The 14,550-nt window shown below is 61.9% G+C and carries 11 protein-coding genes; 6 read left to right on the top strand and 5 right to left on the bottom strand.

Annotated features, from left to right (window positions below; translation table 11 throughout):
- Nucleotides 1-82 precede the first annotated feature (82 nt).
- From M3P21_RS05830 to M3P21_RS05840, 3 genes are all read left to right on the top strand, one after another.
- Complete coding sequence (locus tag M3P21_RS05830; protein WP_249707645.1) at nt 83-1,834, top strand: acetolactate synthase 3 large subunit; 1,752 nt, start codon at nt 83-85, stop codon at nt 1,832-1,834.
- A gap of 74 nt (nt 1,835-1,908) precedes the next feature.
- Nucleotides 1,909-2,469 carry an acetolactate synthase small subunit gene (gene ilvN, locus M3P21_RS05835; protein ID WP_249707647.1) on the top strand — a complete coding sequence of 187 codons (561 nt, stop codon included), beginning with the start codon at nt 1,909-1,911 and terminating at the stop codon, nt 2,467-2,469.
- 313 nt (nt 2,470-2,782) lie between these two features.
- Nucleotides 2,783-3,517: a helix-turn-helix domain-containing protein gene (locus M3P21_RS05840; protein ID WP_249707650.1), complete on the top strand. Its 735-nt coding sequence runs from the start codon at nt 2,783-2,785 to the stop codon at nt 3,515-3,517.
- On the opposite strand, the gene M3P21_RS05845 is transcribed toward M3P21_RS05840, so the two are convergent.
- The 3 genes from M3P21_RS05845 to M3P21_RS05855 all read right to left on the bottom strand — a co-directional run bounded on the left by M3P21_RS05845 (nt 3,502) and on the right by M3P21_RS05855 (nt 8,258).
- Nucleotides 3,502-4,344, bottom strand: a complete 843-nt coding sequence (locus tag M3P21_RS05845) for a DUF2189 domain-containing protein (RefSeq protein WP_373319955.1) — start codon at nt 4,342-4,344, stop codon at nt 3,502-3,504. The genes M3P21_RS05840 and M3P21_RS05845 overlap by 16 nt on opposite strands.
- 199 nt (nt 4,345-4,543) lie before the next feature.
- Nucleotides 4,544-5,668 (bottom strand): peptide chain release factor 2, encoded by a 1,125-nt coding sequence (prfB, locus tag M3P21_RS05850; protein ID WP_249707654.1) that lies wholly within the window; start codon nt 5,666-5,668, stop codon nt 4,544-4,546.
- A gap of 97 nt (nt 5,669-5,765) precedes the next feature.
- On the bottom strand, nt 5,766-8,258 hold the full coding sequence (locus M3P21_RS05855) for a penicillin-binding protein 1A (protein WP_249707655.1): 2,493 nt from the start codon (nt 8,256-8,258) through the stop codon (nt 5,766-5,768).
- Between the two features lie 220 nt (nt 8,259-8,478).
- Here M3P21_RS05855 and M3P21_RS05860 point away from each other — a divergent pair, with 220 nt between their 5' ends.
- Nucleotides 8,479-9,873 (top strand): hypothetical protein, encoded by a 1,395-nt coding sequence (locus M3P21_RS05860; protein WP_249707656.1) that lies wholly within the window; start codon nt 8,479-8,481, stop codon nt 9,871-9,873.
- A 42-nt stretch (nt 9,874-9,915) separates the two neighbouring features.
- Here the strand turns inward: M3P21_RS05860 and M3P21_RS05865 are convergent, their stop codons facing one another.
- Nucleotides 9,916-11,145 (bottom strand): N-acetylmuramoyl-L-alanine amidase, encoded by a 1,230-nt coding sequence (locus tag M3P21_RS05865; protein ID WP_249707657.1) that lies wholly within the window; start codon nt 11,143-11,145, stop codon nt 9,916-9,918.
- Nucleotides 11,146-11,208: 63 nt separating this feature from the next.
- Entirely contained in the window at nt 11,209-12,354 is a 1,146-nt protein-coding gene (locus M3P21_RS05870) for a pyridoxal phosphate-dependent aminotransferase (RefSeq protein ID WP_249707658.1), read from the bottom strand.
- Here M3P21_RS05870 and M3P21_RS05875 point away from each other — a divergent pair.
- Both M3P21_RS05875 and M3P21_RS05880 read left to right on the top strand, forming a co-directional pair.
- Nucleotides 12,353-13,732, top strand: coding sequence for a M48 family metalloprotease (locus M3P21_RS05875; RefSeq protein WP_249707659.1), 1,380 nt, complete (start codon nt 12,353-12,355; stop codon nt 13,730-13,732). The genes M3P21_RS05870 and M3P21_RS05875 overlap by 2 nt on opposite strands.
- On the top strand, nt 13,729-14,487 hold the full coding sequence (locus tag M3P21_RS05880) for a DsbA family protein (RefSeq protein WP_249707660.1): 759 nt from the start codon (nt 13,729-13,731) through the stop codon (nt 14,485-14,487). Before M3P21_RS05875 ends, M3P21_RS05880 begins: the two co-directional genes overlap by 4 nt.
- Nucleotides 14,488-14,550: the final 63 nt, after the last annotated feature.

The following is a 14,550-nucleotide window of genomic DNA, read 5'->3' on the forward strand; positions in this document are numbered from 1 at the left end:
CATGCGCCTCCGAACCTTCGGGGGCTTTTTTTATGCTGATGGAACAAATGCTGACACGGATGTCGCCAATGGAGCAAAGCAGATGACACGTGAGATGACCGGCGCAAAGATGGTGGTTCAGGCCCTCAAGGATCAGGGCGTGGACACAGTATTCGGGTATCCCGGTGGCGCCGTGCTGCCGATCTATGACGAGATTTTCCTGCAGAACGACATCCGCCACATTCTGGTCCGCCACGAACAGGGCGCGGTGCATGCCGCCGAAGGCTATGCGCGCGCCACCGGCAAGCCGGGCGTGGCGCTGGTGACCTCGGGTCCGGGCGCGACCAATGCGGTGACCGGGTTGACCGATGCGCTGATGGATTCGATCCCGATCATCGTTCTGACCGGTCAGGTCCCCACCTTCATGATCGGCTCGGATGCGTTTCAGGAGGCCGACACCGTCGGCATCACCCGCCCCTGCACCAAACACAACTGGCTGGTCAAGGACACCGACGCACTGTCGAAAACCATCCATGAGGCGTTTCATGTCGCCACCGCAGGCCGCCCTGGCCCGGTGCTGATCGACATCCCCAAGGATGTGCAATTTGCCAACGGCACCTATACGCCGCCGAAACCGTCGGACTCGCATTACCAGCCCGCCGTCAAGGGTGACATGGAGGAGATCACCGAACTGGTCGCCGCCATCGAGACCGCCAAGAAGCCGGTCTTTTATACCGGCGGTGGCGTGATCAACTCGGGCAAGGCCGCCAGCCAGCTGTTGCGCGAACTGGTGGATGCCACCGGTTTCCCGATCACCTCGACGCTGATGGGTCTGGGGGCTTATCCGGCCTCGGGCGAGAACTGGATCGGAATGCTGGGCATGCATGGTCTTTACGAGGCCAACATGGCGATGCATGATTGCGACCTGATGATCAATATCGGGGCCCGTTTCGACGACCGGATCACCGGGCGCATCGACGCCTTCAGCCCGAACTCGACAAAAGCGCATATCGATATCGACCCCTCGTCGATCAACAAGGTGATCCGGGTCGATATTCCCATTGTCGGTGACGTCGCCCATGTGCTGGAAGACATTCTGAAAGTCTGGAAATCGCGCGGGCGCAAGACCGAGAAAGCCTCGATCGCGCAATGGCAGAAGCAGATCAGCGATTGGCGCGCGGTCAATTGCCTTGCCTATACGAACAGCGAGACTTCGATCAAACCGCAATACGCGCTGGAACGGCTCGAGGCGCTGACCAAGGATCACGACCGCTACATCTGTACCGAAGTGGGCCAACACCAGATGTGGGCGGCGCAGTATCTGGGCTTTGAGGACCCCAATCGCTGGATGACCTCCGGGGGCCTGGGCACCATGGGCTATGGCTTCCCGGCCTCGGTGGGCGTGCAGATGGCACACCCGGATGCGCTGGTTATCAACGTGGCGGGCGAAGCGTCATGGCTGATGAACATGCAGGAAATGGGCACCGCCGTGCAGTACCGCCTGCCGGTGAAACAGTTCATCCTGAACAACGAACGCCTGGGCATGGTGCGCCAGTGGCAGGAATTGCTGCATGGCGAGCGCTATTCCCATAGCTGGTCCGAGGCGCTGCCCGATTTCGTCAAGCTCGCCGAAGCCTTTGGCGCCAAAGGCATCATCTGCAAGGACCCCAAGGATCTGGACGACGCGATCATGGAGATGATCAATTATGACGGTCCGGTGATCTTTGACTGTCTGGTGGAAAAGCACGAGAACTGCTTCCCGATGATCCCCTCGGGCAAGGCCCATAACGAGATGTTGCTGGGCGATGCCGAAACCCAAGGTGTGATCGACACCAAAGGGTCGGTTCTGGTGTAGCCAAATTTCTTCGAAGAAATTTGCCAAGGATTTCTCGAAATCCCTTGTTCGAAAGATGTAAGAAAGGGACGTAAATGTCTGCCCTACATATCAAAAAAGGCTCCACCCGCCATTCGGCCTATAACCTGCGTCCGAATTTCTCGGATGTGCAGGAGCGCCATACCATCGCGGTGCTGGTGGAAAACGAACCCGGTGTGCTGGCCCGTGTGATCGGGTTGTTCTCGGGCCGCGGATATAACATCGAAAGCCTGACCGTTGCCGAGGTGGACCATGCCGGCCACCTGAGCCGCATCACCATCGTCACCACCGGCACCCCGCAGGTGATCGTGCAGATCAAGGCGCAGTTGGGCCGGATCGTCTCGGTCCACGACGTGCACGACCTGACCGTCGAAGGTGCCTCGGTCGAGCGGGAACTGGCCATGCTCAAGGTCGTGGCCAGCGGCGAAAAGCGGGTCGAAGCGCTGCGGCTGGCAGACATTTTTCGCGCCAGCGTGGTCGACAGCACATTGACCTCCTTTGTGTTCGAGATCACGGGCGCGCCGGACAAGATCGACGCCTTCGCCGACCTGATGCGGCCGCTGGGCCTGTCCGAGGTCGCCCGCACCGGTGTCGCGGCGCTGATGCGCGGCGATTGAGCCGTGCAATCTACGGCAAAAGATGATCCCGCGCCCGACAGGGGGCGGGTTATGCCGCAGGCCTTCAATTTGCGATTAACGTGCATATCCCCAAAAATGTGCAGGTATAATACCTCAAAATAGTTGATTTTTGACCGTTTGCAGCTAGGGTGCGCATCGTTGCGGCACCTCCACCGGTGCCGTTTTGTGTCATCGTTAGCCATTTCGGTCATCGGTCGGGTCATGGGCCCGATTTTCTGGTTCTGGCCAAACATCCCTTGCCGCGACCGGATCAGAAATGCCAAGAACTCAACGGACCCCGACGCAACTTCGTATGATATTCGGGGACAATCTGCGTCAATTGTCGCGAACCTACCCCTCGATCTCGGAACTGTCGCGCCAGTTGGGCATCAACCGGACACAGTTCAACCGCTATCTCTCGGGCGAGAGCTTTCCCCGCCCCGATGTGCTGGACCGGATCTGCAGCTTCTTCGGCACCGATGCGCGCATACTGCTGCATCCGGTCGCGGCGATCTCACAGCCGGCGCCGCTGCCGGGCAGTGATTTCCTGCAGGATTACCTGACTCCGAAGCCCGGCGCGCTGAGAGAGGGCGCGCTGCCCTCCGGGCTCTATCAGGTCACCTGCCGCACCGGTGGCGAACCGGATGGTTACATTTCGACGCTGATCCTGATCTTCCGTCATGCTGACGGGGTCTTTGTGCGCGGCCATGCAGCGCGGGGCGCCCACCGCCCCCGCCATGAGTTTCGCGGCTATGCCACTTGCCAGAAGGGCGGGCTCATGCTGGTGACCTCACAACGCGGTGCGCAAAACGCGGCCGCCACCTTTCTTACGCGCCTGGCGCAAATCGAAATGCCGGTCTGGACCGGCCACGTGCTGCACCACCCGGACGCCGCCATTTGCCAACGGGCTTTTCCGGTGATTTACGAGCATCTGGGCCGCGATCGAGCCCGTATCAAGCGCGCCGCGCGGCGTGTCGGCGCCCTCACCGGCGACCAGCTTTCAACGCTGGAGATCACACATCTGCGCGCGGATTACGCGCTCACCTGACCTTCTTTGTCTGCTACGGGCGCGTCATGCGAGATCGCGCTATAGAGATGCCAGCTGGCATGACCCAGCATCGGCAGCACCAGAAACAGGCCCAGAAACCACGGGATCATCGCAACAAAGGTGATCAGGGCGATGAAACCTGCCCAGGGCAGCATCACCTTGGCATTGGCAACCACGTATTTGTAGCTTGCGATCATGGCCGAGACGAAATCCAGTTCCCGGTCCAGCAGCATCGGGATGGACAGGACCGTCAGCATATAGAGCAACAGCGAAATCAGCCCGCCGACAACCGTGCCCATCGCCAGCATGATCAGCCCGTTCAGGGTCAGGAACACCTCCATCGAGGATGAAATGTTGGTCATCGTGGTCAGCCCCAGAAACAGGGCAAAGATCATGTGGCCGAGAAAGAACCAGAACAGGAACACCACAACGATAATGACACAGATCGAGGGCATCTGACGGCGCCCCTGATCCAGCATGACCGAGAAGATCGCGCCGAATTCCAGCGGCTCGCCAGCTTCTATCCGGCGCGACACTTCGTAAAGTTCGACAACCGCAAACGGCCCGAGCATGGGAAAGCTGATGGCCGCCAGAACCAGCCAGAAGGTGGTGCCGGTCTGCAAGGTGATCCAGACGATCAGCCAGCCGCCAAGCACAAAGAGCGCGGAAACGAGAACGCCGAAGAGTGGCGCCTTGCGATAATCCCGCAAGCCAAGACGCAACGCATTCCTGATCATTTCAAAATCTGCGGCCCGTAAGGACGGCACGCCAAAAAGTCTCTCCACCACTCGTCTCCTCCTTGACCGGTTCTGTGCGGTTCTCCGCATTGAACTCTAATCACGCCATCCTGGTAAGGAAAGAAGCCTTGCACAATCGGCTCGCAACCGATGCCGGGGGACGGTCACATCTTCACAGCCGTTCGAAATGCGCTTTTTCCCGTGCGCAACACGCGAACGGGAGGAGTTTCGAAAAACTCATTGCATCCACATTGGGATCGTTAGTCCGCCGCGACCTCGGTAGCAAGCATTAGTCGGCCTGCGCCTCGGCCCGGCTTTTGCCAGCGACGTCCATCGCAAGCGTGGCGGCCATGAACCCGTCAAGATCACCGTCCAGCACGCCCTTGGTGTCCGAGGTCTCGTGATTGGTGCGCAGGTCCTTGACCATCTGGTAGGGCTGCAGCACGTAGGACCTGATCTGGTTGCCCCAGCCCGCGTCGCCCTTGGCCTCATGCGCCTCGTTGATGGCAGCGTTGCGGCGGTCGAGTTCCTGCTGGTAGAGCCGCGATTTCAGCGCCTTCATGGCAATGTCGCGGTTCTGGTGCTGGGATTTCTCGGATGAGGTCACCACGATGCCGGTCGGCATGTGGGTGATCCTCACCGCCGAGTCGGTGGTGTTGACGTGCTGGCCCCCTGCCCCTGACGAGCGGTAGGTATCGACGCGGATATCGGCGGGGTTCACCTCGATCTCGATATTGTCGTCGACCACCGGGTAGACCCAGACCGAACTGAACGAGGTATGCCGCTTGGCGGCGGAATCGAAGGGCGAAATCCGCACCAGCCGATGCACGCCGCTTTCAGATTTCAGCCAGCCATAGGCGTTGTGACCGGAGATCTTGTAGGCGGCGGATTTGATCCCCGCCTCTTCGCCCGCGCTTTCCGATTGCAGTTCGACCTTGTAGCCCTTCTTCTCGGCCCAGCGGACATACATCCGCGCCAGCATCGAGGCCCAGTCGCAGCTTTCCGTACCGCCCGCACCCGAGTTGATCTCAAGGAAGGTGTCGTTGCCATCGGCCTCGCCATCCAGAAGCGCCTCAAGCTCTTTCTCGGCGGCCTTGGTCCGCAGCGCCTTCAGCGCCTCTTCGGCGTCGCTGACAACCTCGTCATCCTCTTCCATCTCGCCCAATTCGATCAATTCGACATTGTCGCTCATGTCGGTCTTGATCGATGTGTAGGTGTCCATGGCGTCGACCAGCATCTGGCGCTGGCGCATCAGTTTCTGCGCCGCCTCCGGGTCGTCCCACAGGTTCGGGTCCTCGACGCGGGCGTTGAATTCTTCCAGCCGGTGCGGCGCGGTCTCGTAATCCATCCGCTGGGCCAGCAGCTCCAGCGACTTTTCGATCTCGGCGACAATATTCTGCGTCTCGGCGCGCATGGGGATGTCCTGACTTCACAAATGTGGCTTGCGTGATAGCAAGAGCCTGACCCCTCCACAAGACGGAGGGAGCACGCCCGCTGCTAAACCGGGAATCTCAGTAAAGCCCACCGGAACTGACCGTCCCTTGCGAGGCGTTCGGCCCCACCGTGGTCTTGCGTCCGGTCGAGGTGGTGACCGACACACCGGCCTGCTGCGCTTCTTCGAACAGCGGCAGGTCAGAGCCCATGGCAAAGCCGCCATCATAGGTCAGGCCGAAGATCGGCTGCTCGCCCTCGCGGAAATACTCGGCCACCACATAGTCGCCACTGGCATCGTCGGGCAGGCGCGCGCCGGTGAACCGGTCGATCTTGATGAAATAGCCACCGGGGGGCACGTCAAACGGGCCGCCGCCGTATTTCTCGACCGCATGTTCCATGAAGCTCTGGAACACCGGGCCGCACATGCTGCCGCCAAAGGCGCCACGCCCCATCGAACGCGGCTGGTCATAACCGATGTAACAGCCCGCGACGATGTTCGAGGTGAAGCCGATGAACCAGACATCCTTGGCGTCATTGGTCGTCCCGGTCTTGCCCGCCGTGGGCACCGACAGGTTCACCGTGCGTGCAGCGGTGCCGCGATCAACCACGCCCCGCATCATCGAGGTGAGCTGATAGGCGGTGATCGGGTCCATCACCTGCTCGCGGTTGGTTTCGATCCGCGGGGCGGCATTGGGGGCGATGGTGTCATTGCTGCAATCAACGCAGTTGCGGTCGTCATGGCGATAGATGGTCTCGCCATAGCGGTCCTGGATACGGTCGACCAGCGTCGGCTCCACCCGCTCGCCGCCATTGGCGAACATCGCATAAGCCGCCACCATCTTGTAAAGCGTCGTCTCTTCCGAGCCCAGCGAGTTGGCCAGATAAGCCCCCATATGGTCATAGACGCCGAACTGCTCGGCATAACCCGCGACCACCGGCATCGACACCTCTTGCGCCAGACGGATCGTCATCAGGTTCCGCGAGCGTTCGATGCCAGTCCGCAGCGGTGTCGGGCCATAGAATTTGTTGGATGAGTTCCGGGGTCGCCACAGACCTTGCGGCGTATTGACCTCGATCGGAGCGTCCACAACGATGGTTGCAGGGCTATACCCGCTGTCGAGCGCGGCCGCATACACGAAGGGCTTGAACGACGACCCGGGCTGGCGTTGCGCTTGCGTGGCCCGGTTGAAGACCGAATCCTGATAGCTGAACCCGCCCTGCATCGCCAGAACCCGGCCCGAGTTCACATCCATGGCGACAAAACCGCCCTGCACCTCGGGCACCTGCCGCAGCGAGTATTCGCCCGCCGCCTCGCCCGCGCGCACCAGAACCACATCGCCAACAGTCAGATTGTCCTGGAAACTGCCGCGCATCCATTTGATATCGGCGCGCGGCACAACACCGGCGCTGTCTCCATCCTCGACCCCGACGGTCACTTGCTGATCGCCAACCGACAGCACCACCGCCGGGTGCCATTTGCCGCCCAGCGTGATGTCACGCGGCACTTCGGCCACGGCCAGCGCCTGACGCCAGGCGGCCTCGTCGCCCAGCACCTCGGCGGGCAGCACCACATCGGTGCCGCGCCACACGCCCCGTTGCCGGTCGTATTTCTGCAAGCCTTCGCGCAGCGAGCGCGCGGCTTCGACCTGCAGTTCCTCGTCGATCGTGGCGCGCACCGCCATGCCGCCGGTAAAGAACTCTCCTTCGCCGAAATCATCGCTCAGCTGGCGGCGGATTTCATCGGTGAAATAGTCGCGCGGCGGCAGCGCGGTGCGGAAGCTTTCGAAATCACCGTTCTGCACGCTGCGCAGCGGTTTCTCTTTTTCGCTCTCATAGACATCCCGGCTGATATAGCCGTTTTCAAACATCTCGCGCAGCACGTAGTTGCGGCGGTCGGTCACCCGCTCTTTGGCGCGGACGGGATGGTATTTGCTGGGCGCCTGCGGCATCGCCGCCAGCATCGCCGCCTCATGCGGCTCCAGCTCGGACAGCGTCTTGTTGAAGAACGTCTGCGCCGCTGCCGTCACCCCGAACGAGTTCTGGCCCAGGAAAATCTCGTTCATATAGATCTCAAGCACCACATCGCGACTCAGCGAGGTGACCATGCGGTTGGCCAGAATGATCTCCTTGATCTTGCGTTCGGCCGAGCGTTCGCCGCTCAGGAACACGTTCTTGGCCACCTGCTGCGGGATGGTCGAAGCGCCGCGAACATTCGCGCCGCGCGACTGAATAGCTTCATACCCGGCGGCTGCGATGCCGCGAATGTCGAAGCCCTTGTGGGAATAGAAATTCTTGTCCTCAGCCGAGATGAAGGCCTGTTTCACCAGATCGGGAATTTCCTCGATCGGGGTGAACAGGCGGCGTTCCTTGGCGAATTCGTCGATCAGCGTGCCTTCGCCGGAATAGATGCGGCTGATGGTCGGCGGCTGATAGCGCGCCAGCGACTCGTGGCTGGGCAGGTCCCGGCCATACATCCAGAACACCCCGCCAATGGTCAGCGCGGCCATGAAAATACCCAATGTGACGAGTGTGAAAATCGTCCCGAAGAAGGAAAGAATAAACCGGATCACGCTGCTGCCCTTTTGTGCGATGGGCTCTATATAGGCATCCCCTTGCGGGTCGTCAAAACACGAAGCGGAAACGTTTCGTCACGCAAGGTGGCGCGCGCGTCCCTTTGCCGATCACCCGGCCAGATCAGGCGCGTGGGCCACCCCCTGCCCATTGTCAACTTATTCACAGATAAACCCGCCCCCATCAGGTAAATTGTTTCCATTATAGGAGGGGAACATTATGCCGAAACTGAATTCACCCGTCGGTGCGGGGAAAGGTGCCGTCAACGATCCCGGTGATGTGAAACTGGTTCAGAAACTGCTGGCGGCCCATGCCAAGGCCGTCGGCTATAAACCGCCACGAACATCGGGGCGGATTGATCAGATCACCATTACCGCGATCGGACATTTCCAGCATGACGTGGTCAAAACGCGGGTTACCAGCCTGGTCGAGCCGGGTTCAAAAACCTTCAAGGCGCTGTCCGCCTCGCCCAAGAAGATCGAAAAGCAGCAGATGGAGGCCAAGGGCCTGCCGCTCAAGGGCAAGGTCTATCAGGTCAAGTGGCGCGGCAAGACGTATAACTTCACCGAAGAGCATATGGATCACGCCATGAGCGCCATCTCAAAACGGCTGCATGTCGAGGTGATGCGCTTTATCGACACGCAATCGAACTACCACAGCGAATACATCGAAATGCGCAGCGGGCTGGTCGCGGCCATGGTCATGATGGTGACCCCGGATGCCGATATCGAACGCCCCGCGAAATCGCTGAAAAAATCGCATTCCGAGATCATGAAGCTGACCTCGCTGGCCTATAGCAAGAACAAGAAAAGCCTGATGGCCGCCTTCAAGCAGATGACCCAGACCAAGATCGCGCTGAACGCCGTGGCCTCGGATCTGAACATTCTGGCCAAGGAACTGGGCCAGAGCGCCAAGATCTGCGAAGAGATCGCCGTTGATCTGCGCGATGGGGCGTTTGACATCGTGCAACTCATTCTGGTCACCAATGGGATCAACCCGGCGCTGGCGGGCGCTGGGGTTGCGGCGACCAAATCGACCGTGCAGGAGCTCGCAAATGGTTACATCCTCAAGGGTCAATGGGTTAAGCAAGGCGGCGTGGTGGGCTCGTTCAAACGGGTGACATTTGCCACTGTCGCAGGCGGGTTTTCCGGCTGGCTCGGCGGCAAGGTCGGCAAGCTGATCATGAACGGCGTCGGTACGAAACTGGCCGGTCGCATGGTGAACAACCGCTGGTTCGGACGGATGCTGACCAAGACCTCCTGGCGCTGGGGCAGCAAGGAGATCGGGCGCATCGTCGGTCGCTTTCCGGGCATCACCCAGAAGATCGGTGCCGAAGTGGTGCTGGAGACGATGATCCGCATGGCGCATAAATTCTTCACCGGACCGGTCATCGTGAAGGCGCTGACAAAACGCATGAACCTGCTGGAGGCGGTGATCACCGACGCCATGTCCAAAGCCAAATCCGAAACCCAGGTGATCGACGCGGTGGTGGCGCAGCTGGACAAGAAAGGTCTGGCCGCCGAGATCGCCGAAGAGATTCTGAACGCCAATGCCCGCCAGATCGAAGCCGAGCTGGAAAAGGCCCTGAAACGGGCCTCGACCGAGATGGCATAAGGGGGTTGGACGCGTCTGAAACGCCGCGCACATAACGTCCAGCTACTGCCGGACCAGTGCGCGGCGGGCCTGATCCTGCGCCCGCCAGTCCTGCAGCGCGTTGCGGATGCCGGTCGCCATGGTCGCACGCCACGCCGGGTCCATCAGGTTCTCCAGATCGCGCGGCGAGGACAGGAAGCCAATCTCGACCAGCACCGAGGGGATATCAGCGGCCTTGAGCACCGAGAACGAGGCCGAGCGCAGCGGGCGGTTGTTCATCGGCGCGCCTTGTGCGGCGATATTGTTGACCAGCGCCCGTGCCAGCGCTTTTGAGCGCGGCTGGGTTTCCTGCCGCGCCAGATCCAGCAGGATGTCGGTGACCTCGTCATCGGTATTGCTCAGATCGACGCCGGACAGCAGATCGTCGCGGTCATGGCGCTCGGCCAGTTTGGCGCTGGCAATGTCAGAGGCCTCGTCCGACAGCATATGCACGGTCGCGCCATGGGCCTGCCCCTCGGCCAGCGCGTCCGCATGCAGCGAGATGAAGATATCCGCCCCCGCCTCATGCGCCAATGCGATGCGGCGTTCCAGCGAGACGAAGTAATCGGCGTCCCGGGTCAGCGCCACCTCGAACCCACCGCTGCGCAGCAACAGCTCGCGCAATTCGCGCGCAAAGGTCAGCATCAGGTGTTTTTCCACCACCTCTTCGGTTTCGGCACCGGGGTCGATACCGCCATGGCCCGGATCGAGCATCACCCGCAGCGGCGCGTCTGCCGCACGCGGTGGTGGGCCGTCAAGCTGGGCGGGCTCCGGCAGGTCCCAGCGCGGGTCACGCGGCGCACCGGCAGCGGTGGCGAAACCCTCGGCACTTACCGGCGCGAGCCTGACCGCCAGATGCGCGCCACCGGTTACGGGATCAACCTGCAGCCCGGCCTGCGCAACGGTAAACGGTTCAGCCAGCGCCAGTACCATGCGCGACCAACCCGGCACATAGGTGCCGAATTTCACATCCGAAATCCGCGCGCTTTTGTTCAGGTCACCGGCATCGAGGCCGGACCAGTCCACTTCCTTGAAGTCCAGCACCAGACGCGGCGGCGCATCCAGTGTGAACACCCGGTAGGGCACGCCCTGGCTCAGATGCAGGTCAACGCCCACCTCGCGGCCCGCATCAGCGACCAGACTGCGCCCGGAATCGACGCGGGCCAGACCGCCGAAACCCTGCGCCCAAAGCGTGCCCGGCGGCGCGAAGGCCAGCCCAAGGGCCAGCGTTGCGATCATGAATATTCTGCTCATTGCCTCCGGCTTTCTGTGCCGTTTCCTGGGATCATAGAGGAGCGCGGGGCGCAGGGAAAACACCTAACCGCGATCACGCATGAATTTGCGCAGGCGGTTCAGCCCCTCTTCGATATCGCCCGTCGCCCGCGCGTAGGAGAACCGCAACGTGTGATGGCCACGCGCCGGATCGAAATCCAGCCCCGGCGTCACGGCAACCCCGGCCTGCGCGAGGATTTCTTCCGCAAAGGCGCGGCTGTCCTCGGTCAGGTCGGACACATCGGCATAGACATAAAACGCCCCGTCAGGCGGCGCGATATTGGTGAAGCCCGCCTCGGGCAGCCCCTCCAGCATCAGTTGTCGATTGCGGCGATAGACATCCACATTGGCCTGCAGTTCATCCTCGCAATCCATCGCCGCAAGGGCTGCCACCTGGCTGGCATGGGGCGCGCAGATGAACATGTTCTGGGCCAGACGCTCGATCGTGCGGATGTGGTCCTCGGGCACCACCATCCAGCCAACCCGCCAGCCGGTCATCGAGAAATACTTGGAAAACGAGTTGATCACATAGACCTCGTCGCTGATTTCCAGCGCGGTGACCGCCTTGGCCTCATATTCCAGCCCGTGATAGATTTCGTCCGAGATGAACGACGCGCCCTGCCCCTGCGCCGCGCCGATCAGCGCCCCCAGCGCCTCGCGCCCCAGCATGGTGCCGGTCGGATTGGCCGGAGACGCCACCATCAGACCGGCCAGATCAAGCCCGGCAAAATCAGCCGCAACCGGTTGCAGCCGGTGTTCAGGCGCGGTGGGCAGATCGACCGGCTGCAGCCCCAGCGCGCGCAGGATCTGGCGGTAAGACGGATAGCCCGGTGCGCCGATGCCAACCCGGTCGCCACTGTCGAAAAGCGCCGTGAACGCCAGCAGGAATCCGGCAGAGGAGCCAGAGGTGACGATCACCCGCTCGGGGTTCAGATCAACACCGTACCAGTCGCCATAAAGCTGCGCGATGCGCTGGCGCAACGCGGGCAGACCCAGCGCCACGGTGTAGCCCATCGCGTCGGAATTCATCCGCGAGCCAAGCGCCTCCAACGCGCCTTTGGGCGCGCCGGTGCCGGGCTGGCCGACCTCCATATGGATGATGTGACGCCCGGCCTCTTCGGCGCGGCGGGCGGCCTCCATCACGTCCATCACGATGAAGGGATCGACCCTGGACCGGGTTGAGTTTCTCATGCCCATCTCCCATGTTGCGGCCATGGCTTTTGATCGCGTATCCCGGCTGGCGTCAATCCCGGCTCTGGCGCTGAGCTGCCTGCTCTTCGTGATCACCACGATCCCGGCTGCGGCAGTGGGCCTGCTGCGCGATCCCGACATCGAAAACGGGCTGCGCGAACTGTCCTTTCCGATTCTGCGGGCGGCGGGGCTGAACCCCCGGCGGGTCAAATTGCTGCTGGTCGATGATGGCAGATTCAATGCCTTTGTCCTCGACAACAACGCGATCTACATCAATTACGGCCTGATCCTGCAGGTCGAAAACGCCGAGATGCTGCAGGCGGTGATCGCGCATGAGGCCGCCCATATCGCCAATGGCCATATCGCCCGCCGGATGGGCAACATCCAGAATGCGCAATCCAATGTCGCACTTGGCATGCTGCTGGGTCTGGCGGTTGCCGTCGCAGGAAGCCCCGAGGCGGGCGCGGGGATCGCGGCGGGGTCGCGGACGTCCTCGCTGCGCGGGTTCCTGAAACATACCCGGGCCGAGGAATCGGCCGCCGATCGCTCGGCGGTCAGCTTCCTGCGCGCCTCCGGCATCAGTCCCCGCGGCATGGTCCAGCTGCACCGCAAGTTCATGGGGCAGGAAACGCTGAGTGAATCACTGCAGGACCCTTACATGCGCTCGCACCCGCTGAACCGCGACCGGATGCGGGCGGCCGAGGCTTATGTGGCCGCCTATGGCGACACGTCCGAACCGAACGCCAATGCCGATTACTGGTTCGCGCGGGTCAAGGGCAAGCTCTCGGCCTTTACGCGCAGCCCGAAATGGACGATGCGCCGGGCGCAGGCGGAGCCCTATGCCGATGTCCGCGCCATGCGCGAGGCCGTCGCCTATCACCGCAGTCAGAACCTGTCGCAAGCGCGCGCCGCGATGGACCGGGCGCTCAGCCTGAAGCCTGATGACCCCTATTACCTGGAACTCAAGGGTCAGATCCTGATGGAGAATCGCCGCACTTCCGAGGCGATGCAGACCTATGCCGCCGCCGCCGAGATCGCACCCACCGAGCCGCTGATTCTTGCCGGATATGGCCGCTCGCTGCTGGCGCTGGATCGCCCGAAAGAGGCGCTGCCGGTGCTGGAACGCGCCCGCACCCGCGATTTCCGCGATGCGCGGATGATGCGCGATCTGGCGGTGACCTATTCAAAGCTGGGCCTGAATGGTATGGCCTCGCTGGTGACCGCCGAACGCTATGCCCTGTCCGGTCGGATGGAGGATGCGGGCCTGCATGCCCAACGGGCCGTTGGCCAGCTCCCAACCGGCTCGCCCGGTTGGCAACGCGCCGAAGATGTGCTTCTTGCCGCCAAACGTGCTGAAAAACGAAAAAGGAAACGATGATGCTCCGCTTTGCCGCTCCGGCCCTGACCTCTCTGGCCCTGCTCTCTGCCCCGGCGCATGCGCTGGATCTGACCAACATGAGCGACGCCGAACGCGCCGCTTTTGGCGAACAGGTGCGCGCCTATCTGCTGGAAAACCCCGAAATCATCGTCGAAGCGATCGATGTTCTGGAACAACAGCAGCAGCAGGCCACCGCCCTTGCCGATCAGGAACTTGTGCAGGCCAATGCTGATGCGCTGTTCAATGACGGCTACAGCTGGGTCGGCGGCAACCCCGAGGGCGATATCACGCTGGTGGAGTTCATGGATTACCGCTGTGGCTATTGCCGCCGCGCCGTGCCCGAAGTCGCCAGCCTGCTGGCCGAAGACGGCAATATCCGTCTGGTAATCAAGGAATTGCCGATCCTGGGTGAGGCCTCGGTTCTGTCGTCGCGCTTTGCGGTGGCGACCAAGCAGGTGGCGGGCGACGATGCCTATAAGCAGGTCCATGACGCGCTGCTGGAATTCGGCGGTGATGTCTCCGAGGTCACCCTGCGCCGTCTCTCGGACGGTCTGGGGCTGGACAGCGACGCGATCGTCGCGGCGATGGACAGCGATGCGGTGAGCGCGGAAATCGCCAAGACCCGCGAGTTGGCGCAACAGCTGAATATCTCCGGAACGCCATCCTTTGTTCTGGGCACGGAAATGCTGCGCGGCTTCCTGCCTGCGGACCAGATGCAGCAGATCGCCGACGGTGTGCGTGCGGAAAAGGGGTAAGCCGCGCGGTGCCCTGCGCTGGCTCGCCAATGCGCAAGCCCGGCGCAACGTAGCAAAGGTCTG

Source organism: Ruegeria spongiae (assembly GCF_023502395.1).
GTDB lineage: Bacteria > Pseudomonadota > Alphaproteobacteria > Rhodobacterales > Rhodobacteraceae > Ruegeria_C > Ruegeria_C spongiae.

Coding starts and splice junctions, on each gene's coding strand:
- M3P21_RS05875 (WP_249707659.1), top strand. CDS start 12,353: ATGCCCATCTCCCATGTTGCGGCCATGGCTTTTGATCGCGTATCCCGG.
- M3P21_RS05840 (WP_249707650.1), top strand. CDS start 2,783: ATGATATTCGGGGACAATCTGCGTCAATTGTCGCGAACCTACCCCTCG.
- M3P21_RS05845 (WP_373319955.1), bottom strand. CDS start 4,344: ATGCGGAGAACCGCACAGAACCGGTCAAGGAGGAGACGAGTGGTGGAG.
- M3P21_RS05860 (WP_249707656.1), top strand. CDS start 8,479: ATGCCGAAACTGAATTCACCCGTCGGTGCGGGGAAAGGTGCCGTCAAC.
- M3P21_RS05880 (WP_249707660.1), top strand. CDS start 13,729: ATGATGCTCCGCTTTGCCGCTCCGGCCCTGACCTCTCTGGCCCTGCTC.
- ilvN (WP_249707647.1), top strand. CDS start 1,909: ATGTCTGCCCTACATATCAAAAAAGGCTCCACCCGCCATTCGGCCTAT.
- prfB (WP_249707654.1), bottom strand. CDS start 5,668: ATGCGCGCCGAGACGCAGAATATTGTCGCCGAGATCGAAAAGTCGCTG.
- M3P21_RS05830 (WP_249707645.1), top strand. CDS start 83: ATGACACGTGAGATGACCGGCGCAAAGATGGTGGTTCAGGCCCTCAAG.
- M3P21_RS05865 (WP_249707657.1), bottom strand. CDS start 11,145: ATGAGCAGAATATTCATGATCGCAACGCTGGCCCTTGGGCTGGCCTTC.
- M3P21_RS05870 (WP_249707658.1), bottom strand. CDS start 12,354: ATGAGAAACTCAACCCGGTCCAGGGTCGATCCCTTCATCGTGATGGAC.